We start from the raw sequence: 26,875 nt of genomic DNA, 5'->3' as shown, positions 1-26,875 counted from the left end.
GCGGATTGTCTACAGGGTAAAGAATCGGACAGTTTTTGGATTGACTCAATGCCTGTAGGGTGTTGTCAGGGGTGCCAATGAGGCATTGTGCGTTGTCGCTACACTTGTTGCCAGCCTGGGTGCAGGGAGCATTGGGGGCTGGCCTCCCAAAACACGCTGTGAATACGTCCTTGTACGCTCGGCTCCGCCATCCATGGCTCCGCACGGTTTTGGGAGGCCAGCCCCCAATGCTCCATCCGGCAATGAAATTTTCCGCAAAAGGATTGGATTGATCATGGCAGAAGCATCGAAAACTCCACGCAAGAAAACCGCTACTTCAAAAAAGACCAGCACAGCCCCTTCGGGTATTCGCCGCGTAGCAGTGCTGGGTGGTAACCGGGTTCCGTTTGCGCGGTCCAATACCGCCTACAGCAAGATCAGTAACCAGGAGTTGCTGACATCCGCGCTGCGGGGGCTGGTGGATCGGTACAGTCTTCAGGGCAAGCGCCTCGGGGAAGTGGCGGCAGGGGCGGTGATCAAGCATTCCCGGGATTTTAACCTTACCCGGGAGTCGGCGATGAGTTGTGGTCTGGCGCCGGAGACACCGGCTTATGATATTCAGCTGGCCTGCGGGACGGGGCTGGAGGCAGCCATTCTGGTGGCCAACAGGATTGCCCTGGGGCAGATCGAATGTGGTATTGCCGGTGGTACCGATACCACGTCCGATGCGCCGATTGGTGTAAGCGAGGGGCTTCGGGAGATTCTGCTGGATCTGAACCGGGCCAAAACCACCGGCGAGCGGTTGAAGATTCTGGCGCGGTTCCGGCCCGCGCACCTCGTGCCCTTGGTTCCGGAGAACCGGGAGCCTCGCACCGGCATGTCCATGGGGGAGCATGCCCAGGTGATGGCCAGGGAGTGGGACATTCCCCGGGAAGATCAGGACAGGCTGGCCTGGGAGAGTCATCAGAAGCTTGCCAAGGCCTATGAAGAGGGGTTCTTTAAAGATTTGCTGACGCCGCTGGCGGGGCTGGACAAGGACAATATTCTGCGGCCGGATACAACCCTTGAGAAGCTGGCGACGCTCAAGCCGGTGTTTGACCGGGACAACGGCACCATGACGGCGGCCAACAGCACGGCGCTGACTGATGGCGCCTCCTGCGTGCTGCTGGCCAGTGAGGAGTGGGCGAAAGAGAATAACCATGAGGTGAAGGCGTGGCTGACGTTCTCCGAGGTGGCAGCGGTGGATTTTGTGGACAAGAAAGAGGGGCTGCTGATGGCGCCAGCTTACGCCGTACCCCGGATGCTGGAAAAAGCGGGGCTGACACTTCAGGATTTCGATTTCTACGAGATCCACGAAGCCTTCGCCTCGCAGGTGCTGTGTACTCTGAAAGCCTGGCAGGATCCCGCCTTCTGCAAGGACCGTCTGGGGCTGGACAAGCCGGTGGGCAGCATCGACCGGGACAAACTCAATGTAAAAGGCAGCAGCCTGGCCACCGGCCATCCGTTCGCCGCCACCGGCGGGCGCATCATTGCGACCCTGGCCAAGTTGCTGGAGGAAAAGGGCAGTGGCCGCGGCCTGATCTCCATCTGCACCGCAGGCGGGCAGGGGGTAACAGCGATTCTGGAGCGGTAAGTTTCCGGAAAACCGGAACTTTCCTTTGACAGTGCCAGGCTCAGCCCTTATCATGCGCGCCACGTTGATCAGGGGTTCCCTGAGCAACAACCAGTTTGATGCGGGGTAGAGCAGTCTGGTAGCTCGTCGGGCTCATAACCCGGAGGTCGTTGGTTCGAATCCAGCCCCCGCTACCATCTAAGAGAAAGGCAGATCAGTAAGCTACTGGTCTGCCTTTTTTATTTGTCCGCAGAAAGTTTCCCATTCCTGACTTGATTGAGGTCAAATCCCGATCCGGTTCGCTCCAATAATTCAGGTTGAACTCAGGTGACTGTGGTTTGCTTATCTCGCTGGAGATGCATGCCCGCTCCGGAGATCACACAATGGCAGTCGGGCGCAACCGCAGACGGAGGAGGGTTATATGGAATGGTTAGCGGAAAACTGGTTCTGGGTGGTTATCGGCATCCTGTTCGTGGCCATGCACATGTTCGGTCACGGTGGGCATGGTGGTCACGGCGGAGGCGGGCACGGCGGACATGGCGCGTCCGACAAGACGGACAAGCCGGACAAACCGGACAGCAATCAGGACCGACCCTCGGGTCATCGCCATTGATGGGAGTGGAACATGCTTAACACGAAACTGGTTACCTGGGCGCTGGGGTTGTTCGCAGCGGTCACCTTCATTGTCTGCGTTATCTATGGACTGGTAACGCCCCAAAGCCTGCATATGCATGCGTTTCTTGAGCAGGTATTGCCGGGATTCAAGTGGCTGACCTGGTGGGGATTTGTGGTCGGCCTGATTGAGAGTTTCCTATATGGCGCCTATGCCGGGCTGGTGTTCTGCCCGATCTACAATCGACTTCACCGTTACTTCGATGCCAAGCAAAGTGGGGACTGAGTCCGCCCCCGTCCACGCAACCACGGTTTAATCCCCCGGAGCACAACTGACCCTGGCAGGGGCACCACTCTGGTGAGCCGCGGCGCAGGTGAGCGGCGGCGCAAGGGCTATCAACGGACGCAGGCCCCGGTCTTAATAAGGAAGGAGACCCCATGAACAATGAAACCCCTGTCAGCCAGCTGCTATACGGCCCACTGCATACGGATGTCGAGGGATTTGATGCCCTGGCCGAGCTGGCCCTGGATATGCGTTCGTCATGGAATCATGCGACCGACCAGGTGTGGCGGCAGCTGGATCCCGAGTTGTGGCAAGCCACACGTAACCCCTGGGTCGTTCTGCAGACGGTCTCGCGGGAGAAGCTCCAGGGACTTCTGGCCGATCCGGCGTTCCGTAAAGACGTCGGGGACCTGGTGCAGGCCAGGCGAGATGCCGCTCGGGCGCCGGCGTGGTTTCAGCAAACCTACCCGCGGCCGCCTTTAACCTGTGCCGCTTATTTCAGCATGGAGTTCATGCTGAGCGAGGCCCTGCCCATTTATTCCGGCGGGCTGGGCAACGTGGCGGGCGATCAGCTCAAGGCCGCCAGCGATCTGGGTGTTCCGGTGATTGGCGTGGGGCTTCTCTACCAGCAAGGCTATTTTCGCCAGCTGATCGACCGGGACGGTGCACAGCAGGCGCTTTACCCGTATAACGATCCCGGCCAGTTGCCAATCACGCCGTTGCGTCATTCCAACGGGGAGTGGCTGCGGATACAGCTCGGCCTGCCCGGCCACCCGATCTGGCTGCGCGCCTGGCAGGTCCAGGTGGGCCGTGTGAAGCTTTACCTCCTGGACAGCAACGATGCGGCGAACTACCCGCCGTACCGGGGAATAACCAGTGAGCTTTACGGGGGCGCGCCGGATCAACGCCTGATGCAGGAGGTGATCCTCGGGATTGGCGGCTGGCGGTTGCTCGCCGCGCTCGGTATCGAACCGGAAGTCTGCCACCTGAATGAAGGGCATGCGGCTCTGGCCGTGCTGGAGCGCGCCCGCCACTTCATGCAGCGGACCGGTCAGCCGTTCGGCGTTGCGCTGGCCGCCACGCGCGCGGGCAATCTCTTCACCACCCACACGGCGGTGGCCGCTGGCTTCGACCGTTTCCCACCAGGCCTCATCGAGCACTGCCTGGGTGGCTACGCAAGCAACCAGCTCGGCATTACGCTCGACGATTTGCTGGCGCTGGGCCGCCGGAATCCGGACGATCCGGCCGAGGATTTCAATATGGCGTACCTGGCGATTCGCGGCAGCGGGGCGGTGAATGGCGTAAGTCGCCTGCACGGCAAGGTGAGCCGGCACCTGTTTGCGCCGCTGTTCCCGCGCTGGCCCGTGGATGAGGTGCCGGTTACGCACGTGACCAACGGCGTTCACATGCCGACCTGGGACTCGGCGGCGGCGGATGATCTTTGGACCGAGGCCTGTGGCAAGGAACGCTGGCTGGGGACCACGGAAACCCATGAGCAGCACATTCGCGCCCTCTCCGACGCCCGTCTCTGGCAATTCCGCACGGCGGCCAGTAAGGCGTTGGTTGACTACGTCCGTGATCGATTGTCCCGGCAACTGGCCGCCTCCGGCGAGGCGCCCGAGGCCGCTGATACTGCGAACCAGCTGTTTGATCCCGGGGTATTGACGCTGGGTTTTGCCCGCCGCTTCGCCACCTATAAGAGGCCGAACCTGCTGCTGCATGACCCGGAGCGCCTGCTGCGCCTGCTGACTGACCCGCAGCGCCCGGTGCAGCTCATTATGGCCGGCAAGGCTCATCCGCAGGACCGGGCGGGCCAGGCCCTGATCCGGCAATGGATGCAATTCATCCAGCGGCCCGAGGTGCGCGCCCGTGTGATCTTCCTGAGCGACTATGACATGCACTTGGGTGAGCACCTGGTGCAGGGCGTGGATGTCTGGCTCAACACGCCGCGCCGGCCCTGGGAGGCGAGTGGCACCAGTGGCATGAAGGTGCTTGTCAATGGTGGTATCAATCTGTCGGAATTGGACGGCTGGTGGGCGGAAGCCTACACTCCGGATGTGGGCTGGGCACTGGGGGACGGCCAGGAACATGGCGATGATCCGTTCCGGGATGCGGCTGAAGCCGATGCGCTGTACGACCTGCTCGAACGCGAAGTGATCCCCGAGTTCTATACGCGTGATGAACAAGGCATTCCCTCCGCCTGGGTGAACCGGATGCGCGAGAGCATGGCGCGGTTGACACCGCGCTTTTCTACCAACCGTACGGTGCGCGAATACACCGAGCAACACTACCTCCCGGCTGCCGCTGCATACCGTGAGCGGGCCGCTGGCAAAGGGGGAGTCGGCGCGGAACTGGTTGAATGGCGGCACGCGCTGGATCACAAATGGGCCGCGATACGCTTCGGCGACGTTGAGGTCGAGCCTGACGGTGAACAACACCTCTTCGAGGTTCAGGTCTACCTCGGAGACCTTGATCCGGAGGCCGTGCGGGTTGAGCTCTACGCCGACGGCAGGGACGGTAGCGCACCTGAACGGGTGGAGATGCAGCGCCTGCGGCAACCGACGGACGGCGAAAGCGGCTACAGCTATCGCGCAGCAGCCCCTGCGGCCCGCCCGGCGACAGACTATACCGCGCGACTCATGCCGCATCACAATGGTGTGGCGATCCCCCTGGAAGCTGCTCACATCCTTTGGCAACGGTGAGCGGGCGGGTATCGCGCATCCAGGAAGATCGCGAGTCGGGTTGGTGTCCTGGCGCGCAGGAGACACTCAGGAGAGATGAAAGCACGTATGACCAGGGAACACAGGTTTTCATGGCCGGTGCGCAGGCTTGCGCTGCTGGGGCTGGCGGGGGTTGCGGTGTTCGGGGCGGCAATTATCGCCCTGCACCTGACCGGCAGCGGGGTCGACTGGACCAGCGATTATGTCAGCGACCTGGCTAACCAGCCGTTTGGCTGGCTGTTCATGGTTGGCGCCTTCGTGCATGGCTGGGGTAACCTGGCGCTGACCCTGGCCCTGCGCGGCGCGCTGCGCCCGGGGCCGCTGCGGACCTGGTCGGTACTGCTGTTCGGCCTGGCCGCGGTCGGTATCCTGCTGGCGGCGTTGTTTCCCATCGAGGCACCCGGCCAGGCGCCGAACCTGCCCGGGCAGATACACCGGGGGGCAGCCAGCCTGGCGTTTGCACTGGAACTCGCCGCGCTGTTCGTGTTTTCAGCGGCCTTTCGCCGTCAGCTCGACTGGCGCCGCCAGCGCGCCGCCTCGCTGGTGCTGTCGGTGATCGCGGCGACGGCGGTGACGGCGTTCGTGATCGCCATTCAACTGGATATCGCGCCGGGCCTGGCGGAGCGTGTCGCGCTGGCGGTTTTCCTGGTCTGGGAAGTTTGGGCTTGCCTGCAGGTCATCCGGCCGCAACAGAAACCTGAGCCTGACCTGAAGCACTCCTATCCCTGACTTTGTGGAGGACCTGATCTTGAAAAACCTATACAAACCGAACAAGCCAGTGCCGGGCCGAGCCCGCCGGCGACGTGCCGACTCTGGAGATCCTGGCGGCGGTGGATATTCTGCGCCGCCACCTGCCCGAGCTCAGGGTGCGTGTGATCAACGTGGTGGATCTCATGACCCTGCAGGACCAGGCGGAACACCCGAACGGGCTGTCACACAAGGACTTCGACACCCTGTTCACGACCGATAAACCGATCATCTTCGCCTATCACGGGTATCCCTGGCTGATCCATCGCCTGACCTACCGGCGCACCAATCACAAGAACCTCCACGTGCGTGGCTACAAGGAGGAAGGCACCACCACGCCGTTCGACGTGGTGGTGCGCAATGACATGGACCGTTTCCACCTGGTGGCGGATGTCATTGATCGGGTTCCGCAACTGGGGTCACGGGCCGCCTATCTCAAGCAATGGCTGCGTGACCGGCTGATCGAGCATCGGCATCACATCATCGAGCACGGCGTGGATATGCCGGAGGTTACCCAATGGCGCTGGGGGGCAACCGCGGACCCCACCCGAAGTCAAGAATAATTCCCATGGCTGCAGGCTCCCATGCCTGCAGCCAATAACGCTCGTCGCTGCGGAAAAGCCGGGTCGCTACTCCCGGCTTAACTCCACCTGCATCACATTGATACCTCCGGCGCGAAACATACCGGCACAGCTGGCCAGGTAAAACCGCCACTTTCGCACGAACATCTCGCTGTACCCGAGCGCCCGTATCGCCGGTATCTGTTCGTCGACGTTCGCCAGCCACTTTTCCAGCGTAATGGCGTAATCCTGCCCGAATTCGAACACATCGTTCACCACCAGGCCGCTATCGGCGGCAACAGCTTCAAAACGCTTTCTGGAAGGCAGCATACCACCGGGGAAAATATGTTCCCTCAAAAAGTCGTTGCCGGAGCGATATCGCTCAAATCGCTCCTCGGCAATGGTAATGGTCTGTATCATTGCCTTGCCGCCAGGTCTCAGGTAGTCGTGCACATCCCTCATGTAGGCGGGCCAGTACGATTCGCCAACGTGCTCAAACATCCCGATTGATACCAGGTAATCAAAGGGGCCGGACAGCTCCCGGTAGTCCTGTAAACGAACCTCGGCATTTTCCGCCAGTCCGGCGGACTCGAGTCGCTGGCGGGCATAATCCGCCTGTTCGCCGGACAGGGTCGCACCGGTCACATGGCATCCGTGTGTGGCTGCGATTTCCATGAAACCACCCCAGCCACAGCCTATTTCCAGAATGCGGCTTCCCGGTTCCGGTGCCAGTCGCTGAAGGATGCGTTCATATTTCGCTTTCTGGGCCTCGTAAAGCGAGAGGGACGTATTGCCGTCAAACAGGGCGCAGGAGTATGTCATGCTCCGGTCCAGCCAGAGCTGATAAAAGTCGTTGCCTAAATCATAGTGCTCCTGGACGTTCTTACGGCTGCGTTTCAGTGTATTGGAAGACAACCGGTGCCTGCACCAGTGCCATAACCTGAGCCATACGCTGGTGTGCAAAACCCGATCAAAAACAACGATATTGCCTGCGGCGAGGCGCATCAGGGCAAGCAAGTCGGGTGTGGACCATTTGCCTGCCATGTAGTCTTCGCCCAATCCCACGTCACCGTGGGTGATCAGGTGATCGATGACATCCCACTGCAGCAATGCCATTTCCGCATGCACACCGTCTTGTTTTCCTTCATGGCGGGTCGTCTTTCCATCCGGCCATGTAAGCGATAACGAACCGAACTGAAGAGATTTCAGCGCCTGCAGGAAAAGATTACGGTGAATTGCGCTCGTCTTTCCCGTTGGCTTTTCCCGGGACCCCAGGTGCCCGCCTTCCGGCAAGGATTCCCTGCTCATGCCTTTCCATCCTTACGCTGTTCCCAGCAAGTTTCAGTGGGTTAAAAAGTAGGTGGACTATCATTTATTAGGCAACTGCTGTTCGTCAAACCTTATCGGAAACTGGGACGCTTGCAGGAGTTACCGGAACTATGGAAGTCTTTTCCGGCCATCCGGACGTACTCCTGTATTTCCGGATGATCTTGGCTTACTTCGGCCCGGATCGATATCCAGGTTCACCAGGGCGCCCCTGTCGGCCAGGGAGTTGCCCAGGGTGCGATAACCCCCGGTGAGCTCATGCTCCACCGGGCACAGCGGATCCTCCAGCCATAAACCGACCCGGGCATTGCGGGCCATGGGGCCGCCCTCGACCAGATCCGGTCGGGACTGGGTGCCGGGCGGGCCGGGGATGTGGCCGCGGAAGGAAACCAGCGAGCGCGCGTTGCTTATCCGCTTCGCGGGCGCTGGCCAGTGCGCTGTGTTCATCCAGCGCCACAATCGCGTTGATGGCAGGGTTCTGGTCCCGGATTCTTTCCAGTAAGGCGGTAATCAGTGCCTCGCTGGTCAGGGTGCCGGCCTCCAGTTGTTTCAGGAGCTCATGGGCCGGCTGATAATGAGTCGGGGTGTCTTGTACATCCATGGATGTTCTCTTTTTTTGTTGGTCTTAAGGCCTGTCGCCAGCGAGTCACGGCAGCTCTGATCGCCAGTGTTTTACGTTCACCTGGTCCTTGACTGCGTCGATGATTTCGATAATCAGGTTAATCAAGGCCTCGTTCTGGGCTTCGTCGGCTTTCACTTCACCGGGTGTCGGCAGGAAAACATTCACGATGTCTTCAATGAAGGCGTGATTGGAGGCTGAAGCCAGGTCTTCGAGGATCTGGTGGATGACATGGGCAACGATGTCGCCGACCGCTTCTTCCAGGGTTTCCTGAATGGTGGGGCCCACCACCGGAAGATATTTCAGTCGTGACAGTTCCAGGTTCTGTTTGAGGGCATTATCCACTGTGTCTTCCAGGTAGCTCCTGAGGGCTCCGCGATTGGGTACGTAGCCTTCCTGGGCCGCCTCGGCAACCCGTTTGGAAATCCAGTCGGAGAGCATGTCCCGTCGGGGATAGAGAATGTCCTTCTGGATCTTGTCAAACAGCGGAGAGCCCAGTTTGACCTCCTGCTGCACGCCGCTCAGCACCTTCAGCACAATGCGATCAGAGAGCTCTTCCATAAAGGCTTCGTAATAGAAATTTACGAAGCGGTAGATCTTGGTGTTCGTAACGTCAATGATCTTGTACTGGTGCAGTCGATAGATGATGGAGATCACACGGAGGATACGGAGGAAACGCAGGCTTCCCACCGGAATACAGCCCACCAGGTCATACCAGTGAATAAACGGGTAGAAGTACCAGCGGTCGTAGATTTTTGCCTTGATGGCGTAACCCCAGCGGACGAAGAACTCGGTCAGGAATATGCTGACGAAGATCAGATCGTAAAAGATGAAGCGTTCATGGATGGGGTGGTAGGCCGACTGTATGGCCGGAGCATGCTCTTTCAGCAGATTCTGAACGGCTACAAAGTTATAGATCGAGTCCCAGATGATGAACGCCAGGTTGATGATCAGCAGGCCCAGCATCAGGAAATCAATGATGAACCAGACAAGCTGGTGGCTGGATTTCAGGTTTTCTCGATTTATCTTCAGCATTCGCCAGGGTCCGGTCTGTTGCTAAGTATCTGACAGGTTAGCTTATTTCAACGCCACAAACGACTCGCCCTTGAGCCGCTCAGGGCAGTCCGAAAGGCCAACCATGGATTAACTTGACCGTCTGCCATTAAACTCCCACGCTTGAACGGAAATCCTTCTTGTTACCACCAACACTGAAATAGCCGGATGCTATCAATCTATCAAGTCGTGAATTCGGGCCGGGTCCGGCTTTTGATCTTGTTGCTCTGCTGGCTGCCGTCGTGGGTTTGCGCGCAACAGGTCGTCGTGAACATGGAGGGAGACTACCCGGATCTGAAATCAAATGCCCAGGCGTTTATCGGGGAGGTTGAAGGCCGCAGTGCCAGTAATCTCAGGCGTTATGCCCCCACGGCCGTTGGTCAGGCCGAGGAGGCATTGCGGGCGCTCGGGTATTACAGCCCGTTGATTGATTGGCGGATTGAAGAGGGTGGTTCCGACACAACGGCAACGCTCGTTCTGTCCATTACACCGGGGGAGCCGGTGCGAGTTACGTCCCGGACCGTGGAGATCAGGGGGGCAGCTGCGTCAGATGAACGGTTTAACGCCGATCTGCCAGAGCACCCGGCGGAAGGCGACATTCTCAACCACGGTCAATATGCCAGCCTGCGAGACACCATCCAGACCCGTGCCCGACGGCGTGGCTATTTCGACGGCACATTTGTTACCCGTACCCTGGAAGTGGATCCGGCAACCCGAAGCGCTGCGGTTACGCTTATCTATGATAGCGGCGAAAGGCACCGGCTCGGAGAGGTAACCTTTGCCGAGGGACACTGGTTCGAGATCGGTCTACTGGAGCAGTTCGTTTCTTTCGAGCCAGGTATACCCTTCCATGCTGATGAAGTAGCAAGGCTCAACCGGGATCTCCTGAACAGCGGCTATTTCAGCAGTGTTGATATCGATGCCTCACCGGGTAGTGCCGAGGACGGCGTGATTCCGGTCCGCGTTGATCTCACCCGGCGCGAGGCCCGCTCTGTGGCGGCGGGCGTGGGGTTTTCGACCGATGTCGGACCCAGGTTCCGTGGAAACTGGCGGGAACACTGGATCAATCCCATGGGGCACAAGCGGGGCGCCGAGACAGAACTCTCGGTACCCAGGCAGAACCTGAGTACCTGGTACGAGCTGCCCCTGGATCCGCCCATGACCGACCTGATCCGCCTGAGCGCCGGTTACCAGCGCGAGGACATCGAGAATGTGGAATCGGAACTTCTGAGCCTGGGGCAGCAGTGGCAGCATCAGTTGGATAACGGCTGGCTACAGATATTGTCGCTGCGTTGGGAAGGTGAGCGCTTTAACATCGGCAATGACGAGAAAGGCACAAGCACACTCCTGCTGCCCGGTGCGGGATACTCGAAAATACACACGGACTCGCCACTGGACCCATCCCGGGGCTATCGCCTGCAGTTCGATGTTACCGGTTCGCATCGGGCGGCGCTGTCCGATGTGGATATCCTTCATGTAAACGCACTGGTCAAGGGGCTGTTTACGCTGGCGGACAAGCACCGGTTTCTGGGCCGTCTGCAGGCGGGGGCTGTGGCAACCAACCGGTTTGAAGATGTACCTCCATCCCTGCGTTTCTTCGCTGGCGGTGACCAGAGTGTGCGAGGGTATGGCTATGAAACCCTGTCGCCAGAGAATGATAACGGCGTGCCGGTGGGCGGACGCTTCCTGATGGTTGGCAGTGCCGAGTATCAGTATCAGTTTGCGGACAAATGGCGTGCCGCCATGTTCGTCGACCACGGCAACGCGATCAACAATCCGAGCGACCCGCTGGCCACCGGCGCTGGTGTCGGCATACGCTGGATCAGCCCGGTCGGGCCGTTGAGGCTGGACATCGCCAAAGGGTTGGATCGTGAATTTGGCGGGGATTGGCGCATTCACTTTTCCATGGGCCCTGAGCTGTGACGAGGACACCGGAAACTTCGGACGACAGGCCGCACAAGCCATCGGCACGCCCGCGCCGCCTCCGGTTTTGGCTGTTGGTAGGGCTGGCGGTATTGATTCTCGTGCCTGTCCTTGTGGTGGCCGCTGTTTTGCTGGCCCTGCGCTCTGAGACGGGAACCGCCTGGGTTATAGAACAGGTGCCAGGGCTTCAGGTGGAAAATGACCGGGGATCTCTGTTTGGTCGGTGGCAAGCCGACCACCTGAAATGGCGTGGTTACGGGGTCGAAGTGGTCGTTGAGTCGCCACTCGTGGACTGGTCCCCTTCCTGTCTGTTCCGAAAACAGCTCTGTATAGAGAATCTGGAAGCAGAGACGCTCGAAGTCTCGCAATTGCCTCCGACGGACAAAGCCGAAGGCGGGAGCCCCATTACACTGCCGGGCGTGGACCTGCCGCTGGCGCTGAATATCAGTGGCGTCCGGCTCGGGCCTTTTACCTTCAACGGCAACAAAGTCTGGGACCGGTTTGAGCTGGACGCCGGAGGGTCGGGCGCCGCCTGGAACATAAAGCGCGCCTGGTATCAGCTGGGTGAGTACACGGTGTCCGCCGCTGGCCGGATAGAAACCCGCCGGGACTGGCCTGTCAATCTGGAAGTCAAAGCGGACATCCCGCCGCCTTATGGAGACGAGTGGCTTCTCGACGCCCGGCTCTCCGGCAGCGTTCGGGACCTGATGGTCGCTGCATCCAGCCGTGGCTACCTGGATGCTGAACTCTCGGGGGAAGTCGAGCCGCTCGATCCGGCCCTGCCGGCACAGTTGAGGCTAACCTCGGATCAGTTCCGCGCAGCGCAGGCGCTGCCGGAGACCCTTGTGCTCAATGATTGGTCTGTGGACGCCAGGGGTAGCCTTCAGCAGGGTTTTCGCACCCGGGGGCAGGCTACGCTTCCGGGCACGACAGGCCTGGTACGGCTGACCCTGGAGGGCCTGGCGACGACTCGCGCGGCCGAGAGCATCCGGATCGAGTTGGCCGCGGACCGGGAGAATGGTGCAGGGCAAGACACTGTGGTGGCCAATGGCAATGTCTCCTGGAGCGAGGGCCTCGAAGCCAGTGCCGACATCCGTTTGCGCGGATTTCCCTGGTATACGCTGATCCCGGGCTTTGAGCCGCCAGTGGTAACCCTTCGTTCCCTGGATGGCACCGTGTCCTGGCGTGAGGGGAACTACCATGCAGAGCTTCAAGCCGGTGTCGAGGGTCCTCAGGGCAGCGCTGAACTGACCACCACGGTGGATGGCGATGCCGAGCAGACCACACTGACCAACCTGGCCGTCAGCACAGGCGCCGGGTCTCTTACCGGCAACGGCTCGGTGAACTTTTCCGGGCCGCTTTCCTGGCAGGCGGCCTTGCGCCTGAAAGACTTCAATCCCGGTTATTGGGTACCTGTACTGGAAGCCAGTCTCAGCGGTGATGTGACGACCGAGGGACAACTCGGGGATGGACCGGTACCTGCCATGAATGCCGGATGGGATCTTGAGGGCGACTGGCGTTCCAATCCCGCGTCTCTGCAGGGACGGCTAGATACCTCATCAGGCAGTTGGGAACTATCCGACCTGCAGTTGTTGGTGGGTGACAACCGTATTGAGGGTAGCGGTACCTGGGGCGAGGTTCTGCGTGGTGATCTGGCTCTGAACCTGCCCGCGCCGGAAATTGTCCTGCCTGGCCTGACGGGGAATCTGCAAGCCACTCTGAAGGCGGAGGGAACACCAGAGCGCCCGAAGGGCGAGCTGAGTGCAAGTGGCAAAAACCTGGGCTGGCAGGATGAGCTCGCCATTGAAACCCTCAGTCTTGAGGCCGATCTGCAGGACGGCATGCGTCTTGTCAGCCGTTTGCAGGCGGAAAATCTCAACGGGTTCGGGCAAGGGCTTGAAACGCTCACTCTGGAAGCCAATGGCACCCAGGGAAAGCACACCGTGAGCATCGGAGCACGTCATGCCGAGGCTGACCTTGAGCTGGATTTCGCAGGAGGGGCCGGCGCTGACTGGAGAACCTGGCAGGGAGAGCTGTCCCGGGGCGTGATTGACCTTCCGGAACAGTCCCAACAATGGCGGCTGCAGGCCCCGGCGACCCTGGCATACAAAGCCGATGGTGAGCTCACATTTGGCAATCATTGCTGGCGCTGGGAGGAGAGTACGGTTTGTGCCGAGGACCAGACACTGCTTCCGGTTCCCCGCATTGTCTATCGTATCGACCGCTTCCCAACCGGGGCCCTCGCTCCCTTGCTGCCAGAGACATTACGTTGGGACGGTTGGATCAACGGAGAGGTCGATTTCACCACCACCGGCGACGGTCCGGACGGACGCCTTTTCCTGGACGCCGGTGAAGGACAATTCCAGTTGCTGGTGGACGGCGAGTGGGAGTCGCTCGCCTACAATACCCTGACAAGCGAGGTCGCCCTGAAGCCGAAACAGGCCGACCTTGCAGTCCGTCTTTCCGGACCGGAGCTTGGCGATTTCACGCTGGACATGAACCTGGATCCGAACTCGGACGACCGCAACGTTGAGGGTTCCTTCAGTCTCGAGGGTCTGGATATTGCCCTTGCAGGACTGCTTTCCGGGCTGGACGAAGTTGCCGGTCGGGTGAACGGCCAGGGCCAGCTCTCCGGCCCGCTGATGAAGCCGGCGGTGACCGGCGAACTGCACCTGGTGAATGGACGGGTTTCCGATCCCCGCTTGCCGGTACCGATCGAGGAGGTGATCGCCAGCGTTCAGTTTGGCGGTTACTCGGCCGAGATCAGTGGCAGGATCCGGAGCAATGCGCGAAGCCAGACCATTGTGGATGGGGAAATCGACTGGCAACAGTCTCCCCGGGGGGAAATCACGATTTCCGGCAGCCGTGTGCCATTCAACCTGGAGCCTTATGCGCAGCTTGAGGTGGAGCCGGATCTGACCATCGTTTTCAGTGAGGGGGCCCTGGAGGTATCCGGACAGGTCGGAGTGCCAAGAGGCGACATCGAGATACAGGGTTTGCCGGACCAGGCCGTGTCGGTCTCGGAGGATGAGGTCATTGTCGGCGTGGAACGGGAAGAGCCCGTTGTCCGATCGCTGAATATGGATGTGACCGTGGTTGTTGGAGAAGATCAGGTGACTTTTGCCGCCTTCGGCGTGACCGGTGATCTGGAGGGATCTCTTCGCATTGGCAATGACATGGATACCCGTGGCACGCTCCAACTGGTCAATGGCCAGTATGAAGCCTATGGTCAGGAGCTCAAGCTCAGGCGGGCAAGACTGTTGTTCGTGGGCAACCTTACCCAGCCCTATCTGGACATCGAGGCCGTCCGCACCGTGGATACCGTCGTGGCCGGTATTCGTCTGACCGGCCCTGTGCAGTCGCCCCAGACGGAAGTATTCTCCAACCCCGACATGCCTCAGACGGAGGCGCTTTCCTATGTCATTCTTGGCCGGGCGCCCCAGAGCCAGGGTGATGAGGGCCAGATGAGCCGGGCGGCGCTGTCCCTGGGACTGACCCAGGCCAACAAGGTGACGGGGCAAATTGGCGAAGAGTTCGGTATTCGCCAGCTCACCCTGGAAGCGGAGGGTTCCGGCGATCAGACCTCGGTGGTGGCGAGCGGGTATCTGACGGATGAACTGAGTGTCCGCTACGGTGTCGGCATCTTCGAGCCGATCACCACGGTCGCTCTGCGCTACGATCTGGGCCGCTACTTCTATCTGGAGGCTGCCAGCGGGCTGGCGGCCTCCCTGGATATCTTCTACACCCGGGATTTCTGAGTTCAGTCCAGCTCGAAGGTGGCGCTCACTGAGGCCCGGATTTCCCGCTCACCCACGCTCGAGACCGTATCCGACATGGATTTGGCCTCCGCCATCATCATTGGTACCGGGCGGTGCCCGCCATTGATGTTGATGGTGACCACATCACCACAGCTCTGGTCGAGCTGACTGGCCACGAATCGGCAGCGGGCCTGGGCGTCTGCGATGGCTCTGGCCAGTGCTTCCTGTTCCATACCGGTCTCATCCGAGTGGAAGAACTGGTGAGGGCCCAGGTGGTAATCCAGGCCCACAGCCTGGGCCTGCTGGAGCAGGGGGTTGAGCAGAGTAAGATCACTGATGCTGAAGCTGACGGTCTGGGAGGCGACGGCCTGCTTGCGGGGCTGCTCCTCCCTTTCAGATGCGGGCAGAGTTCGGGTGTAAAGGTTTACCGACGCGTCTGAGTAATCATTGAGCTGATCCTGGTACTCGGTAATACCCTCGCGCCACTGCGCCATCAGGGCCGCTACCCGTTCGGTGGCCTTCTGGGGAAGCTCGTGCTCGGCACTGGCTGTGAACTGGAGTCTGGCGCTGTCGGGCTCGTATCGGACACTGCCCTCGCCAGTGAGCGTAACCTCACCTGCCATTGTCAGAGCAGGTACTGTGAGCGCGAGAGGGAGAATAAAACCGGACTTCAGGTTTAAACGGAGCTTTCGGTTCCGTCCGTTCATGGTAGTGCCTCCTTTGGAAACCGTTGATGGATCAGGCGTCGTCGGAATCCGGTTCCAGGCGCGCCAGTTTGTATCGGCGGGCAGCATCCACGAACTGGCCAAAGATGCGTCGGTGTCCGCCATGGTAGAGCAGGTATTCCGGGTGCCATTGGATGCCGGTTAGCCATTGGCGTCCGGTGCTTTCAATAGCCTGTACAAACAGATCATTGTCCACGGCGGTCACGCGCAGGTTGCGGCCCAGGCGCTTGATGGCCTGGCTGTGAATCCGGTTGGCGCCGATCACCGGGGAGCGCATGGCTTGCTCAAGCCGGCTGTGCGTTACCAGTCGCACGGTTTGCAGGGGCAAGAGCAGTGGGCGATGCCGGGTATTGACCCTCAGCGGTGTCACGTTCTGGCACAGGGACCCGCCGTGGAAAACGTTGATGAACTGGGCGCCGCGGCAAATCCCGAGCACGGGAATGCCAATGGCTTCAGCCTGCTCAAGCAGTGACTGATCGGTTTTATCCCGCTTGCGGTCATAGTTGGCGGTAACCTGTGGCTCCTGCCCATAACGTTCAGGATGGACGTGGGTGCCGCCTGACAGCACCAGGCCATCAAGCATCGGTACGGCAACCCGTGAACCGGGGCGAATATAGTGGGTCCGGGCACCGTGGAGGCGCAGACCCAGGCTGATCAGGCGATGGGCAAGGCTTTTTCGAGCGGGACCACTGATGCCGATCGTCAGGCCCGGAACCTCAAGTTCCTGTTCTTTGGACTCTTCAGACATACCCGTTTTTGGCCAGCCAGTCGTCAGTGGTTTCCCGCCAGCTGTGGGTCAGGTTGTGAAGATTCAGTTTGCGCCGCTCCCGGAACAGTTGCCGCATGTCGGCCAGGTCGTCGGGATTGTTGGCCAGTTGCTCCAGAACGACCCAGTCGTTCCAAACGGTTGAGAAATGCCAGCCGGGATTGTCGATGTCGCAATCCGGCAACCGGTAATGCAGGGTTGGCCTGCTTTTTATCCTGGGATCCTGAACATGGCGTTCCAGCCGTTCCTTGTCCAGGTGGGCAAACAGTGGAAGCAGGTCAAGCGCGCGATTGCGGGTAGGATTGAACTCCAGGTAATCCTCCATGAGCTCCCCGAGGTTTGGATGATAGTTGTCTTCCATCAGGAGCTCTGTGTAGCTGCCGTGCCAGGGTTCGATGTAGGTGGTGAATTTGCGGCTGACGTCCAGTTGATGCCGGTGCTTGAGCCATTCATACAGGGCCGCGAACGCTTGGAAATAACGAACCAGGGTCTCCGGGCTGAGGTCGGGCAACTCAGGATTAAGCTGCAGGCCAAACGCAAAATAGATGGCGTCCCGGCTGCCCAGTGCCCCGGCGTTCCTGAGTTTGTCGATGAGCGTTTCAATCACCTCGACGCTGGAAAACTTCAGGGGTGGGCTTATGATCTCGAGGGGTACCACGCGTTCAGCCGCGGCGTCGATCACATCCATCGCCTGTCCACCGAGTTCACGAATGGACTCGGGGAGGCGCTCGTCCGCCAGATCTAGATCCTTGATCGGATCGGAATCAAGCTCAACTGTGAAGTCGCCAAGAGCTGTCTGCAAGGTTGTCACATAGCGTGACTTGAGCTCAGGTGTGCCCTCCAGCATCTTCGCCGCCAATGTAACCAGCTCATCATAGCCCAGACCAGACAGTTCGATCTCGACGCCAACCCGGCGTTCCTTCCCTTCGTTCGTCTCTAGGATGTCAGGCATCCTGCAGGCACTGACTTGAGTCATGGTGCTCCCTGGTTCGTGAGGAATAGTGCCCTAACCATATCACACCGCCGTTGATCCTCATTATTAAGCGGATGCAAGAAAATCAGGGAGCCGACTTTACACTGGATAAAACACTGTATATAGTCAGTTTACTGTATAAAAAAACAGGGCCTCCGGAGCCACTCTTACGAGAGGCTGATGTTTGCAGCGGCCCGATCCCGATATAGCGGAGTAGCTTGATGAAGCTTACAGCAAGGCAGTCCCAGGTACTGGATATTATTCGCCGATACGTCGACGAGACCGGCTATCCGCCAACCCGTGCTGAAATCGCAGCAGAACTGGGCTTCCGTTCGGCCAACGCCGCGGAAGAACATCTCCGGGCATTGGCAAGGAAAGGTGCCATCGAGATGGTGCCGGGAGCGAGCCGCGGCATCCGTCTGCCTGAGGCGGAAGAGGATCTGGGCCTCCCGGTCATTGGTCAGGTCGCTGCCGGTAGTCCGATCCTTGCTCAGGAGCACATCGAGGACCACTGCACACTGCAGCCAGAATTCTTTTCGCCGTCTGCAGATTATCTTCTGCGGGTCCGGGGCATGAGCATGAAAGACATCGGTATTCTTGATGGCGACCTGCTGGCAGTTCACAGTACCCAGGATGTTCACAACGGCCAGGTGGTTGTTGCCCGGGTTGGCGATGAGGTCACGGTAAAGCGTTTCCGCAAGGAAGGCTCGAAAGTCTACCTGATTGCCGAAAACGAAGAATTCGCACCGATCGAAGTGGACCTGACCGAACAGGAGCTGTTCATCGAGGGTCTGGGTGTTGGTGTTATCCGCCGCTCTGACCTGCACTGAGCGGTTCGGATAGCCTCAGATAGTTTGAATAACGGGTGAATTATGGAACAAATGAGCTTTAATCAGAATCTGGCCTACAACCCCAATGCTCTGTCCTGTTCAGTGTCGGCAACCGCCGCCCGCGAGCGACGTTCCGTCATTCGCGCCCGACGCGCTCCGGAAACCACCGAACCCAAAGTCTGTGGCAATGTGACGGAGATCATTCTGCCGGAAGGCCAGGTAGAAAATTTCCAGCTGCTGTTGCCAATGCTGACCCAGCTGAATCAAGAGAAGCGCTGGCTGGCCTGGATCGACCCGCCCCAGGCGCTGGTTAGCAAGTGGCAAAAAATGCACGGGATTGTCGCCGGCGAATTGCTGGTGCTGCGTTCAACACCGGACTATCCTGCCCAGGACCTGGCAGAGCGAGCCCTCAGTGCCGGCACCTGTCACGCTGTGGTCATGTGGACCCGTAAACTGGGGCGAGTTGCCTTCGAATCCCTGCAAAGAGCCTCGGCCGAGGGCAATAGCCACGGCGTCGTTCTCAGGCAGCGTTAACCGATCAATGCAGAGTGTAGGAGGGCTGGGCGTCTGAGGCGTCCAGTTCGTCATCTTCCCAGTCGATATCGTGGGCAACATTGCCTACAGCCTCAATGCCAGCTGCAATCATGGCTTTGGCAACCGACATATCCCGATCTTCCATCATTTCCCGGGCTTCTTCCGAAAAAGAGATTTTTACCAGTGGCGCACTGTCATCATCAATGCGGCGCAGAGCGTAATCGCCATTGGTCAATTGCACGATTTCAAAAAACGATGGTGACATTCAATAAACCTTCAAGTTAATACGATTTGAATAGCCGGAGCTGGGAGTGGCTTACCACTCGCTGTGCTGCTCTTCCAGATCGTCGGCAAAATGTTTGACGGCGGTCAGCGTTTTCATCAAAGCAGCCGACGATCGATCCGGGCCGGAATCGGCCGATACCGCAATAATGTTTTCCTCGCTCACGGTTTTTTTGGTCGCCGGAGGTCTGCTTTGAGCGCGCTCGAGTTGCTCAAGATGGTTCCACCAACTCCCGGATCGCTGTTCTAGCTCCTTCAGGCGGCCAACTTCACTCGGTTCTGGCCCGATAAGAGCGACCAGCTCATCAAGGGTTGAAGGTTCCTCTGATTTTCTCTGGTATAGCCTCGCAACCATGACCAGCAACAGTTTTCGAGACCGCAGAAGCAGCTCGATCGCCCCCTGAATAGCGGCTTCCCGGCGCAGCGCCTGTTCCGCCTCGTTGGGACGTTGTTCCTGAGCTTCGTCTGTGGGCCGGTCGAGTGGCTGAAGCAGCGTGCGGGCGAGAAAGAGCTTTTGAGAAACCAGTGAGTGCCATTGCGAGGCCATGGAATACCTTCAATCCCCCAGCGCGGGTGTAACCCCGAAAAATTAATTCGTCACTATATCATTTTCGCTATCAAATTTCTTCCATTCTCTGTGCGGTGAGGTTTCACAATAAAACACAAACATTCACTTGAAACGACCGTTTGAATTTGGCAAAAAGGCGCCCGGCTGTGCGAGTTCTGCTCGTGGCGGCTACCCAACAGCATGAATTTCTGGAGGTGTAAGGGATGCGAAGCCAACTCGTTGCAGGTGTCGCACTGGTTTTTCTCGGGTTTTCCGGACAGGCCCTGTCCAAGGTCACGGCCGCCGAGGCCGAGCGGCTGGGTGGTGAACTGACCCCGGTCGGAGCCGAAAAGGCGGGCAACCGCTCAGGCAGCATACCCGAATGGACCGGAGGTTTGGCCACGCCGCCGGACGGCTGGCGTGAGGGGCAAGTGGAAATTAACCCGTTTCCCGAAGATGAGGCTCTTTTCGTTATTACCTCCAACAATCTGGAGCTATACAGGGACAAGCTTTCAGACGGCCACATTGCCATGCTGGAGAAGTATGGGCCCGACTTCTTCATGCCGGTTTACCAGACCCGACGGACTGCCGCGTTTCCCGAGCACGTCTACGACAAATTTCGTGAGAACGCGCTGACAGCGCAGTTGCTGGACAACGGTAACGGCGTTCGCGACACCATCATGACCAGTCCCTTCCCGATTCCAAAAAATGGTCTGGAGGTTATCTGGAACCATATCCTGAGCTATCGGGGCGAAGAAATTTCCCTGCGTAGTGCCTCTGCAACGCCCCAGAGGGATGGCTCCTACAACCCGGTGGTCAATGATTACGACTACTTCTTCGCATACAGCCAGAGGGGTGCGGAGCTGGCGGAAATCGATAACAAGATTTTTTACCTGAAGACGGACACTGTCTCGCCGTCGTCACTGGCCGGCACCATCACGCTCGTGCATGAAACGCTTGACCAGGTGCGGTCGCCGCGTCTTGCGTGGCGGTATGATTCCGGTTCCCGTCGTCTTCGTCGGTCGCCCAACCTGGCCTACGAAACCGACCTGCCGAATTCATCCTCGCTGCGGTCCGTCGACCAGAAAGACATGTACAACGGTGCGCCTAACCAATACGACTGGGAGCTGAAAGGTAAGCGCGAGCTGTTCGTGCCCTACAATGCCTACAAGCTTCACGGGCCGGAAATAGAAGCCGACGACGTGATTCGTCCGGGCCATATCAATCAGGAGCTTACCCGCTATGAACTGCATCGGGTTTGGGTCGTCGAAGCGAAACGCCGTACCGGTATCAGTCACATTTACGATCGCCGCGTGTTTTACGTGGATGAAGACAGCTGGCAGATCCTCGCGTCCGAGGAATACGATGCAGAGGGGAATCTGTGGCGTGTGTCGGAAGCTCACAACATCAGCTATTACAGTGAGCCGGTATTCTGGACTACCATGGAAATGACTTACGACCTGAAGGCGGAGCGTTATTACGTTGATGGGCTGGATAATGGATTCCCGGCGTACGATTTCGCCCCGGGGTTCCGTGGCAACGAATTTACTGCCTCCGCCGCCCGTCGTGCCGCTCGCCGCTGATTTCCAAGGAGACTGACATGGCAGACCCGCAAGCCCATCTGGACCACCTGGATCGACTGATGGCGGATCTCGGTCGCGCCTTGGCCGAAAAGGACTGGGACGCGATGGCGGGGCTGAACGAGCAGGTGAAGCCGGCAGTCGAGCCGCTGATGGCTGCCCTGGAAGCGGGAGAGGTTGATGCGGAGCCGGTGAGGCTCCGCTTGCAGGAACTACAGCAGTTTATTGACGCCGCCGATGAATCGGCCCGAATGGCCCGCAAGGAGGCGGAGGATGGCCTGAAGGGTGTAAACAGGAACCGGAGTGCGGCGAAGGCCTACCAGAACGTTTCTTCAAACCGACCAAAATAGCGTCATAAAATTGACTCTGGGGTTCTTACAGTCTTAAATACCGCACAAATCCCCCAAGAGATTCGGTTGAATGTCTAAAAATAACAAAGTGCTGGTGCTGAGCGAGGATGATTCAAGATTGCGGGACATAGTCACCATTCTTGAGTTCATTGGCGAGGAGCAGGTCCTTGCCGGCGATGAAGCCAGGGCACTTTTGAGCAGTGGTGATGAGGAAAGCCTTTCAGATATCGCGGTCGCGGTGGTGAATGGCGAGGATGCAGGAGCCACCGAGGCGATCACCGCTGTGTGTGATGCCGTTCAGGGCGTACCGTTTCTGGTTGTTGGTCACCCTGAGCTCAAGGGGCTGTCCGACGAGACCAGCGGTCGCATCATTGCTCGCATGGAATGGCCGCTCAATTACACCAAGTTCGTCGATTCGCTCTACCGGGCCCAGATCTATCGGGATCAGTTCACCCGCTCCCGGGAGCGTGGCCAGCAGCGCGGTTTGCAGCTCTTCCGGAGCCTTGTGGGAACCAGCCGAAAAGTCCAGCAGGTACGCCAGCTGATGGAGCAGGTGGCGGATAAGGACGTCAGCGTTCTCATTACCGGTGAGTCCGGTACCGGCAAGGAGGTGGTCGCCCGCAACCTGCATTACCATTCTTCCCGTCGTGATAAACCATTTGTTCCGGTCAACTGTGGCGCCATTCCGGCGGAGCTGCTGGAAAGCGAGCTGTTCGGCCATGAAAAAGGGGCCTTTACCGGAGCCATCACGGCCCGGGTAGGGCGCTTCGAGATGGCCGAGGGGGGCACTCTGTTTCTCGATGAGATCGGAGACATGCCGCTCAACATGCAGGTCAAGATTCTCCGGGTTCTGCAGGAGCGAACGTTCGAGCGGGTGGGAAGCAATCGCACCCAGTCTGCAGATGTGCGGGTAATCGCGGCCACCCATAAGCACCTGGAAGACATGATTGAATCCGGGGATTTCAGGGAAGACCTTTATTATCGCCTGAATGTGTTCCCCATCGAGATGCCGGCCCTGCGTGACCGGGTGGAAGACATTCCCCTTCTGATTAATGAACTCATTTCGCGGATGGAAAAAGAGAAGCGTGGATCGCTGCGGATGAATTCCGCGGCCATCATGAGTCTGTGCAGGCACGACTGGCCGGGCAATGTGCGCGAACTGGCGAATCTTGTTGAACGCCTGTCGATCATGCATCCCTATGGTGTAATCGGCGTGCAGGAGCTGCCCAAGAAGTTCCGCTACGTTGACGACTATGATGAGAATCGCCCGGTGGAGGACACGGGTATGCCTTCCGGTATTCCTGGCCTGGTGGGCCTGGATGCCCCGGCATTGCTGCCGGTGAACGGTATCGACCTGAAGGATTACCTCTCCAACCTCGAGAAACAGCTGATCCAGCAGGCGCTCGACGAGGCCGGCGGCGTTGTGGCCAGGGCTGCCGAGAAGCTGCGGATCCGACGCACTACTCTGGTAGAGAAGGTTCGAAAGTACGGGCTGCGGGAAGAGGAATCTGAGGAGTCCTGAGCAGGATCGCCCGGAATTTAGAGCTCCCTGAACGGCGTCAAAGGTTCGTAACCTGAGGCGCCGTTTCCGTTTCTGACCGACGTAAAATTGTCATTCTACTCTTTCAAGAATCTCCTTGCCTTTGAAATATATAGAAAAAATCAAGTTGGCACGTTGCTGGCTTACAAACCTGCAAACGAAGTATCCGAACTATGAGGTCCGAACCGACGGGCCGATCGGGGAGTCAGGTTATGAGTCAGGCACAATTTGTTCTTCAGTCCGGCGCGGGCGGCACAAAGACCAACGCTGCGGCGGACGTCAATGACAAGGTTACCGCCCTGTTTCCGGAACAGGACGATGAGGCGGTGGATACCGCCCTGGAATTGTTTAACCGGATGTCGCGGCAGATCACTGACTCCTACCGGACCCTCGAATCCCGGGTCAACCAGCTTTCCGGCGAGCTGAACCAGGAATCGCTCCAGCGTCAGCAGGAGCTTGAAGAAAAAGAGCAGCTGGCAGATCGTCTGTCCACCTTGCTGAACGCACTGCCTGCCGGCGTTGTCGTTCTGGATAGCCAGGGCGTGGTAACGCAGACCAACCCGGCAGCTATTGCGCTTCTGGGGGAGCCCCTTGACGGTGCCCGCTGGGTTGATGTCATCCATCGCTGTTTTGCGCCCCGGCGGGACGATGGCCACGAAGTATCTCTGAAGGATGGTCGCAGGGTCAGCATCGAGATCCGGACCATGGAAAACCAGCCCGGCCAGTTAATCCTGCTGACAGACCTAACCGAAACCCGGTACCTTCAGGCGCAGCTGGCTCACGCCCAGCGTCTGTCTGCCATGGGCAAGATGGTTGCGTCTCTCGCTCACCAGATCCGTACCCCGCTGTCCGCGGCCATTCTTTACGGTGGCCATCTGAGCCAGGAGGATCTGGACGAAGAAATGCGTCAGCGCTGTGCTTCCCGCCTGATGTCGCGCCTGACCCACCTGGAACAGCAGGTGCGGGATATGCTCATTTTCGCCCGGGGCGAAACCCGGCTGGCCGAGGAGTTATCTGCCGACAAACTGGTCTCTGCACTGGCATCGGCAGTCGAGGGGCTGAAGCCGGCTCCGGGCGCGACAGTGAATCTCGAGAACAAAATCTCCAGCGACTGCCGGCTGATGTGTAATCGGGATGCCCTAGTTGGCGCCTGTACCAATCTGGTGAATAACAGCCTGGAGGCCGGCGCTCGCCATGTGGCGGTTCGGGTAACCGAGGAAACCGGGGAACTGGTCATCCGGGTTGTGGACAACGGCCCAGGTTTTGAGCCCTCGGACGCTGCCCGGCTGACCGAAGCTTTTTATACAACCAAGTCCCATGGCACGGGTCTCGGCCTTGCGGTGGTGCAGGCCGTTATCAAGGCGCATCAGGGACGGTTTTCCATTGAATCGCCGGAGCAGGGCGGTGCTGTAGCCACCCTGCGTTTGCCGCAATTACGTAACAGACACTGATCGGAGGCAACCATGGCCAAGGCCCAGATTCTGATTGTTGAGGACGACCATGACCTGCGTGAAGCGCTGGTAACCACCCTCGAACTGGCAAAATTCCGGGTTCGGGAAGCATGCAATGCCAGCGAAGCCCTTGAGCGACTGGCCGAGGCTCCGGTGGATATGGTGGTCAGTGATGTCAACATGCCGGGTCTGTCAGGGCACCAGCTTCTGGCAGAGGTGCAGCGGTTGTACCCGGGCCTGCCGATGATGCTGATCACGGCCTATGGCCAGATCAGCGATGCGGTATCCGCCATGCAGGCCGGTGCTATCGATTATCTGGTGAAGCCATTCGAACCGCGTTTCCTGGTGGATGCCGTCAGCAAGGTTGTTGGCGGCGGGCGTGAGAAAGCCAGTGATGAACCGGTGGCAGAAGACCCGATCAGCAAGCGGATGTTCCAGCTGGCGACCAAAGTGGCCGGCAGCGATTCCACCGTCATGATCTCGGGGGAAAGCGGAACTGGGAAGGAAGTCCTTGCCCGGTTCATTCACCAGCAGTCCCCACGGTCAGAGCAGCCGTTCGTAGCGATCAACTGTGCTGCAATACCGGAAAACATGCTGGAGGCTATCCTGTTCGGTCACGAGAAAGGTGCCTTTACCGGTGCCGTCGCCTCCTCGCCCGGCAAATTCGAGCAGGCCAACGGCGGCACCATTCTGCTGGACGAGATTTCGGAGATGGATCTGGGGCTTCAGTCCAAGCTCTTGCGGGTATTGCAGGAGCGGGAAGTGGAGCGGGTTGGTGGTCGCAAAACCATCAGCCTGGATGTCCGTGTTGTAGCGACCACCAACCGGGATCTGGCGGATTACGTTCGCGAAGGCAAGTTCCGGGAAGACCTTTATTACCGTCTGACAGTGTTCCCGATGCACTGGCAGCCGCTCCGGGAGCGGCCGCTGGATATCATGCCACTGGCTACTTCGCTGCTTAAAAAGCATTGCCGCAAAATGAAGCTGACCGGGATTACCTTTGCCCAGGACGCAAAAAGTGCGCTTATGAATCATCAATGGCCGGGGAATGTGCGGGAGCTGGACAATGCCATCCAGCGAGCGCTGGTGCTGCACCAGGGAAATGTCATTCAATCTGGAGATCTGTGTCTGGAGCTGGGCATCACCGGCCGGCCGGACCTTCGCAGCGCGGCGCCGGTTTCGATGACCGAAACCGTTGCCAACATAGCAGCGGGCGAGCCGGATATTTCAGACTCTGGCTTTTCCCCCCTAGACGAACCTTCTCATTTGCGCAGTGACGAGCCGGAGGGCGCGGTTTCGCTGGGAGATGATCTGAGGCAGCAGGAATTCCGTATTATTATTCAGACACTCCGGAAAGAGCGTGGGCGTCGCAACAGGGCCGCGGAGCAATTGGGGATCAGCCCCCGCACGCTCAGGTACAAGCTGGCCCAGATGCGCGACGCCGGAATCGATCTGGACGCCGAAATGGCCTTGGTCTGACCCCCTGCAAGACGAACTCCTTCATTGGCACCCCTCGGGGTGCCGTTTTTTTATCTTCGATTCCCCATGCCGGTGGGGGCACCCTGCCCGTCGTCAAAAGTCCGTCATGGAACTTTCACGACTCCGTCCTTGTATTCGTAACCTTCTGATATTTATATCTAAAAACTACTTGGCCTGCCAATTGCTTCACCGGAGTTGAGATTATCCCAAGAGCAATTCCGTCCCTGGGAGGGCGGAGCCAGGAGAGAGTTATGGTTCAGCGTGCCGACATCAACAGTGTTTTGTCCGATATAAGGTCCCTGCGTTCACAGATGATGCAGAACCAGCGGGTCGAGCAGGATCAATCGGTTCGTGGTCGCATAGACGGCCCTCGCCAGGTTCAGGAAACCCAGGAGACGCCCAGCTTCAATGACATGCTTAGCAACGCGGTGAACAACGTGAACGATCTCCAGAAAACGGCTGGGGATCTGCGAACCGCCTACGACATGGGCGATCCGAACGTAGACATCACCCGCGTGATGATTGCCGCCCAGAAATCCTCTGTCTCCTTCGAAGCGCTGACCCAGGTACGTAACCGGGTGGTTCGGGCCTACGAAGACATTATGAACATGCCGATCTGATAACGG

The 26,875-nt window shown here is 59.0% G+C and carries 24 protein-coding genes and 1 tRNA gene; 17 read left to right on the top strand and 8 right to left on the bottom strand.

Translation table 11 applies throughout. The features are described 5' to 3' along the window. Positions 1–274 precede the first annotated feature (274 nt). The 7 genes from AC13DD_RS11090 to AC13DD_RS11060 all read left to right on the top strand — a co-directional run bounded on the left by AC13DD_RS11090 (position 275) and on the right by AC13DD_RS11060 (position 6,516). Positions 275–1,612, top strand: a complete 1,338-nt coding sequence (locus tag AC13DD_RS11090; RefSeq protein WP_075267570.1) for an acetyl-CoA C-acetyltransferase — start codon at positions 275–277, stop codon at positions 1,610–1,612. A gap of 99 nt (positions 1,613–1,711) precedes the next feature. Then, positions 1,712–1,788, top strand: a tRNA-Met gene (locus tag AC13DD_RS11085). Positions 1,789–2,012: 224 nt separating this feature from the next. Continuing rightward, on the top strand, positions 2,013–2,204 hold the full coding sequence (locus AC13DD_RS11080) for a hypothetical protein (RefSeq protein ID WP_053112515.1): 192 nt from the start codon (positions 2,013–2,015) through the stop codon (positions 2,202–2,204). 12 nt (positions 2,205–2,216) lie between these two features. Continuing rightward, positions 2,217–2,489 (top strand): DUF5676 family membrane protein, encoded by a 273-nt coding sequence (locus AC13DD_RS11075; RefSeq protein WP_053112513.1) that lies wholly within the window; start codon positions 2,217–2,219, stop codon positions 2,487–2,489. A 152-nt stretch (positions 2,490–2,641) separates the two neighbouring features. Then, entirely contained in the window at positions 2,642–5,188 is a 2,547-nt protein-coding gene (gene glgP, locus AC13DD_RS11070; RefSeq protein WP_482931132.1) for an alpha-glucan family phosphorylase, read from the top strand. Between the two features lie 75 nt (positions 5,189–5,263). After that, positions 5,264–5,935 (top strand): DUF998 domain-containing protein, encoded by a 672-nt coding sequence (locus AC13DD_RS11065; RefSeq protein ID WP_053112512.1) that lies wholly within the window; start codon positions 5,264–5,266, stop codon positions 5,933–5,935. Between the two features lie 74 nt (positions 5,936–6,009). Then, a complete protein-coding gene (locus AC13DD_RS11060; RefSeq protein WP_482931131.1) occupies positions 6,010–6,516 on the top strand; it encodes a phosphoketolase family protein in 507 nt (168 codons plus the stop codon). A gap of 66 nt (positions 6,517–6,582) precedes the next feature. Here the strand turns inward: AC13DD_RS11060 and AC13DD_RS11055 are convergent, their stop codons facing one another. The 3 genes from AC13DD_RS11055 to AC13DD_RS11045 all read right to left on the bottom strand — a co-directional run bounded on the left by AC13DD_RS11055 (position 6,583) and on the right by AC13DD_RS11045 (position 9,493). Beyond that, positions 6,583–7,821 carry an SAM-dependent methyltransferase gene (locus AC13DD_RS11055; RefSeq protein ID WP_008177432.1) on the bottom strand — a complete coding sequence of 413 codons (1,239 nt, stop codon included), beginning with the start codon at positions 7,819–7,821 and terminating at the stop codon, positions 6,583–6,585. Positions 7,822–7,950: 129 nt separating this feature from the next. After that, complete coding sequence (locus AC13DD_RS11050) at positions 7,951–8,286, bottom strand: hypothetical protein (protein WP_039882193.1); 336 nt, start codon at positions 8,284–8,286, stop codon at positions 7,951–7,953. Between the two features lie 199 nt (positions 8,287–8,485). Then, the gene (locus AC13DD_RS11045) at positions 8,486–9,493 is read right to left on the bottom strand and encodes a hypothetical protein (protein ID WP_008177437.1); all 1,008 of its coding nucleotides are present in this window, start codon (positions 9,491–9,493) and stop codon (positions 8,486–8,488) included. A 291-nt stretch (positions 9,494–9,784) separates the two neighbouring features. On the opposite strand from AC13DD_RS11045, the gene AC13DD_RS11040 reads away from it, so the two are divergent. Continuing rightward, positions 9,785–11,434, top strand: coding sequence for an autotransporter assembly complex protein TamA (locus tag AC13DD_RS11040; RefSeq protein WP_273157559.1), 1,650 nt, complete (start codon positions 9,785–9,787; stop codon positions 11,432–11,434). A 74-nt stretch (positions 11,435–11,508) separates the two neighbouring features. Beyond that, positions 11,509–15,192 (top strand): translocation/assembly module TamB domain-containing protein, encoded by a 3,684-nt coding sequence (locus AC13DD_RS11035; RefSeq protein WP_482931130.1) that lies wholly within the window; start codon positions 11,509–11,511, stop codon positions 15,190–15,192. Between the two features lie 2 nt (positions 15,193–15,194). Here the strand turns inward: AC13DD_RS11035 and AC13DD_RS11030 are convergent, their stop codons facing one another. Genes AC13DD_RS11030 through AC13DD_RS11020 form a run of 3 tightly spaced genes read right to left on the bottom strand, consistent with a single transcriptional unit; the run spans position 15,195 to position 17,659 of the window. Then, positions 15,195–15,899: an SIMPL domain-containing protein gene (locus AC13DD_RS11030; protein WP_014577645.1), complete on the bottom strand. Its 705-nt coding sequence runs from the start codon at positions 15,897–15,899 to the stop codon at positions 15,195–15,197. Between the two features lie 31 nt (positions 15,900–15,930). Beyond that, positions 15,931–16,665 (bottom strand): gamma-glutamyl-gamma-aminobutyrate hydrolase family protein, encoded by a 735-nt coding sequence (locus tag AC13DD_RS11025; protein WP_008177443.1) that lies wholly within the window; start codon positions 16,663–16,665, stop codon positions 15,931–15,933. Continuing rightward, the gene (locus AC13DD_RS11020; RefSeq protein WP_273157551.1) at positions 16,658–17,659 is read right to left on the bottom strand and encodes an amidoligase family protein; all 1,002 of its coding nucleotides are present in this window, start codon (positions 17,657–17,659) and stop codon (positions 16,658–16,660) included. The genes AC13DD_RS11025 and AC13DD_RS11020 overlap by 8 nt, the downstream gene beginning before the upstream one ends. 215 nt (positions 17,660–17,874) lie before the next feature. On the opposite strand from AC13DD_RS11020, the gene lexA reads away from it, so the two are divergent. Together lexA and AC13DD_RS11010 are read left to right on the top strand one after the other, a co-directional pair. Next, positions 17,875–18,486 carry a transcriptional repressor LexA gene (lexA, locus tag AC13DD_RS11015; RefSeq protein ID WP_008177448.1) on the top strand — a complete coding sequence of 204 codons (612 nt, stop codon included), beginning with the start codon at positions 17,875–17,877 and terminating at the stop codon, positions 18,484–18,486. A 42-nt stretch (positions 18,487–18,528) separates the two neighbouring features. Next, entirely contained in the window at positions 18,529–19,020 is a 492-nt protein-coding gene (locus AC13DD_RS11010; RefSeq protein WP_053112501.1) for a cell division inhibitor SulA, read from the top strand. Positions 19,021–19,024: 4 nt separating this feature from the next. Here the strand turns inward: AC13DD_RS11010 and AC13DD_RS11005 are convergent, their stop codons facing one another. Beyond that, a complete protein-coding gene (locus AC13DD_RS11005; protein WP_008177453.1) occupies positions 19,025–19,285 on the bottom strand; it encodes a hypothetical protein in 261 nt (86 codons plus the stop codon). A 51-nt stretch (positions 19,286–19,336) separates the two neighbouring features. Next, on the bottom strand, positions 19,337–19,849 hold the full coding sequence (locus AC13DD_RS11000; protein ID WP_008177455.1) for a DUF6586 family protein: 513 nt from the start codon (positions 19,847–19,849) through the stop codon (positions 19,337–19,339). 224 nt (positions 19,850–20,073) lie between these two features. Here AC13DD_RS11000 and AC13DD_RS10995 point away from each other — a divergent pair, with 224 nt between their 5' ends. The 6 genes from AC13DD_RS10995 (at position 20,074) to fliE (ending at position 26,869) form a co-directional block, all read left to right on the top strand. Continuing rightward, a complete protein-coding gene (locus tag AC13DD_RS10995; RefSeq protein ID WP_482931129.1) occupies positions 20,074–21,432 on the top strand; it encodes a DUF1329 domain-containing protein in 1,359 nt (452 codons plus the stop codon). A gap of 17 nt (positions 21,433–21,449) precedes the next feature. After that, a complete protein-coding gene (locus AC13DD_RS10990; protein ID WP_092033270.1) occupies positions 21,450–21,779 on the top strand; it encodes an SOS cell division inhibitor in 330 nt (109 codons plus the stop codon). Positions 21,780–21,849: 70 nt separating this feature from the next. Then, a complete protein-coding gene (locus AC13DD_RS10985; protein WP_104270007.1) occupies positions 21,850–23,301 on the top strand; it encodes a sigma-54 dependent transcriptional regulator in 1,452 nt (483 codons plus the stop codon). A gap of 230 nt (positions 23,302–23,531) precedes the next feature. Then, entirely contained in the window at positions 23,532–24,770 is a 1,239-nt protein-coding gene (locus AC13DD_RS10980) for a HAMP domain-containing sensor histidine kinase (protein ID WP_273082652.1), read from the top strand. Between the two features lie 12 nt (positions 24,771–24,782). Further along, a complete protein-coding gene (locus AC13DD_RS10975; RefSeq protein WP_482931128.1) occupies positions 24,783–26,249 on the top strand; it encodes a sigma-54-dependent transcriptional regulator in 1,467 nt (488 codons plus the stop codon). A gap of 251 nt (positions 26,250–26,500) precedes the next feature. Beyond that, entirely contained in the window at positions 26,501–26,869 is a 369-nt protein-coding gene (gene fliE, locus AC13DD_RS10970) for a flagellar hook-basal body complex protein FliE (RefSeq protein WP_008173058.1), read from the top strand. The last annotated feature ends 6 nt before the right edge of the window (positions 26,870–26,875 follow it).

The organism is Marinobacter sp. L-13, assembly GCF_056857715.1.
The sequence above is the reverse complement of the archived record's forward strand: the minus strand, read 5'-3'. Positions and strand labels throughout refer to the sequence as shown.

Coding starts and splice junctions, on each gene's coding strand:
- AC13DD_RS10995 (WP_482931129.1), top strand. CDS start 20,074: ATGCGAAGCCAACTCGTTGCAGGTGTCGCACTGGTTTTTCTCGGGTTT.
- AC13DD_RS11020 (WP_273157551.1), bottom strand. CDS start 17,659: ATGACTCAAGTCAGTGCCTGCAGGATGCCTGACATCCTAGAGACGAAC.
- AC13DD_RS10990 (WP_092033270.1), top strand. CDS start 21,450: ATGGCAGACCCGCAAGCCCATCTGGACCACCTGGATCGACTGATGGCG.
- AC13DD_RS11030 (WP_014577645.1), bottom strand. CDS start 15,899: ATGAACGGACGGAACCGAAAGCTCCGTTTAAACCTGAAGTCCGGTTTT.
- AC13DD_RS11000 (WP_008177455.1), bottom strand. CDS start 19,849: ATGGCCTCGCAATGGCACTCACTGGTTTCTCAAAAGCTCTTTCTCGCC.
- AC13DD_RS11040 (WP_273157559.1), top strand. CDS start 9,785: ATGGAGGGAGACTACCCGGATCTGAAATCAAATGCCCAGGCGTTTATC.
- AC13DD_RS10980 (WP_273082652.1), top strand. CDS start 23,532: ATGAGTCAGGCACAATTTGTTCTTCAGTCCGGCGCGGGCGGCACAAAG.
- AC13DD_RS11025 (WP_008177443.1), bottom strand. CDS start 16,665: ATGTCTGAAGAGTCCAAAGAACAGGAACTTGAGGTTCCGGGCCTGACG.
- fliE (WP_008173058.1), top strand. CDS start 26,501: ATGGTTCAGCGTGCCGACATCAACAGTGTTTTGTCCGATATAAGGTCC.
- AC13DD_RS11065 (WP_053112512.1), top strand. CDS start 5,264: ATGAAAGCACGTATGACCAGGGAACACAGGTTTTCATGGCCGGTGCGC.
- AC13DD_RS11050 (WP_039882193.1), bottom strand. CDS start 8,286: ATGAACACAGCGCACTGGCCAGCGCCCGCGAAGCGGATAAGCAACGCG.
- AC13DD_RS11075 (WP_053112513.1), top strand. CDS start 2,217: ATGCTTAACACGAAACTGGTTACCTGGGCGCTGGGGTTGTTCGCAGCG.
- AC13DD_RS10975 (WP_482931128.1), top strand. CDS start 24,783: ATGGCCAAGGCCCAGATTCTGATTGTTGAGGACGACCATGACCTGCGT.
- glgP (WP_482931132.1), top strand. CDS start 2,642: ATGAACAATGAAACCCCTGTCAGCCAGCTGCTATACGGCCCACTGCAT.
- AC13DD_RS11055 (WP_008177432.1), bottom strand. CDS start 7,821: ATGAGCAGGGAATCCTTGCCGGAAGGCGGGCACCTGGGGTCCCGGGAA.
- AC13DD_RS11010 (WP_053112501.1), top strand. CDS start 18,529: ATGGAACAAATGAGCTTTAATCAGAATCTGGCCTACAACCCCAATGCT.
- AC13DD_RS11090 (WP_075267570.1), top strand. CDS start 275: ATGGCAGAAGCATCGAAAACTCCACGCAAGAAAACCGCTACTTCAAAA.
- AC13DD_RS11005 (WP_008177453.1), bottom strand. CDS start 19,285: ATGTCACCATCGTTTTTTGAAATCGTGCAATTGACCAATGGCGATTAC.
- AC13DD_RS10985 (WP_104270007.1), top strand. CDS start 21,850: ATGTCTAAAAATAACAAAGTGCTGGTGCTGAGCGAGGATGATTCAAGA.
- AC13DD_RS11080 (WP_053112515.1), top strand. CDS start 2,013: ATGGAATGGTTAGCGGAAAACTGGTTCTGGGTGGTTATCGGCATCCTG.
- AC13DD_RS11045 (WP_008177437.1), bottom strand. CDS start 9,493: ATGCTGAAGATAAATCGAGAAAACCTGAAATCCAGCCACCAGCTTGTC.